This is a genomic window from Nguyenibacter vanlangensis (assembly GCF_013376155.1).
In the GTDB taxonomy this organism is placed as follows: Bacteria; Pseudomonadota; Alphaproteobacteria; order Acetobacterales; family Acetobacteraceae; genus Gluconacetobacter; species Gluconacetobacter vanlangensis.
Genome location: NZ_JABXXP010000802.1, coordinates 1 through 1,188 on the forward strand (window position 1 = coordinate 1; position 1,188 = coordinate 1,188).

The window sequence follows — 1,188 nt, forward strand, 5'->3', positions numbered from 1 at the left end:
ACCCATCAGTTTTTATGGGGTCTGGATTGACGTGCTGAATCTGGCTGTGATTCAAGGATTCTGCCCTTGTGAGGAGCGGATTTGGCATGACCCCGGCTATTGTGGAAATGGCGGCTGGCATTGCGGCGGATTTGCAGCGTCGGTTGCCTGGGCAGCGCAAGACCCAGCGTGACAAACTCGCGCTGCTTGTCGCCACCATGCTGGACGCTCGCAGCGCCAATCTGATGGTGTTGGCGGCTTCGTTGCCGCGCGCGGCAGAGCGAGCGGACATGCGTTACCAGTGGATCGCTCGGTTCATCGACAACCCCCTCGTGGTCTGTGATGAAGTCATGGAACCGTTTGCGCGCGAGGTGCTCACCAAGGCCGCCGAAGACGGGCGTGTGGTGCTGATCATGGACCAGACCAAGGCCAATGACCGCCATCAGATCCTGATGCTCTCGCTGCATTTTGGCGAGCGCGCGTTGCCGCTGGCCTGGCGGGTCGAGGCGACGGAAGGGGCGATCGGGTTCGCTGTTCAGAAGGACCTGCTCCAAGCGGTTGCCGGCTGGTTGCCTTCCCAGGCCGAGATTTGCCTGATGGCGGATCGGTTCTACGGCACGCCGGATCTGATCGCGTTCGCCATCGCCCGAGGCTGGGGTTATCGGCTGCGCGTGAGGTCCAATCTGCGGGTCGCCGCGGGCGGCCACAAAACCTCCCTGGCCGAACATGTCACTGACAAGCGTCCCTATCTGACCGACGTCGCGCTCACCCATCGGCGTATTGTCACCAATATCGGCATCATCAACGCGCCCGGGCATGCCGAGCCGTGGATCATTGCGATGTCCGACACCCCCAGCTACCTGACAACACTGGATTACAGCGCACGATGGGGCATCGAGCCCATGTTCTCCGACTTCAAATCGCGCGGCTTCGGTCTCGAACACAGTCAGTTGCGTTCCCCCGAACGTCTCGGCCGGTTGGTGCTGGTGATGAGTATCGCTTTGTATTTCGCCGTCTCCACCGGCCTGTGCGACGCACAAACCAATCCATCAGCGGACGAAAAAAAAGCCCCAGACGTCAACCCGCGAACATGAGCCGCAGCAGGCTCTCCTGGTTCACGCGCGGCGTCCGGCGCATTGTCAGGCTCCTCCAGTTCCGCAAACCAATGCCGCCATTATGGGCATCCGGATGAAACTGATGGGTGGTGAG

General features: G+C 61.1%; 1 protein-coding gene. It reads left to right on the plus strand.

Translation table 11 applies throughout. From position 1 onward, the window contains the following. Window positions 1-86: 86 nt before the first annotated feature. Complete coding sequence (locus HUK84_RS19195; RefSeq protein ID WP_176641639.1) at window positions 87-1,073, plus strand: transposase; 987 nt, start codon at window positions 87-89, stop codon at window positions 1,071-1,073. The last annotated feature ends 115 nt before the right edge of the window (window positions 1,074-1,188 follow it).

What these genes read in the sequence shown, in the direction of transcription:
- HUK84_RS19195 (WP_176641639.1), top strand. Translation starts at nt 87, where the DNA reads ATGACCCCGGCTATTGTGGAAATGGCGGCTGGCATTGCGGCGGATTTG.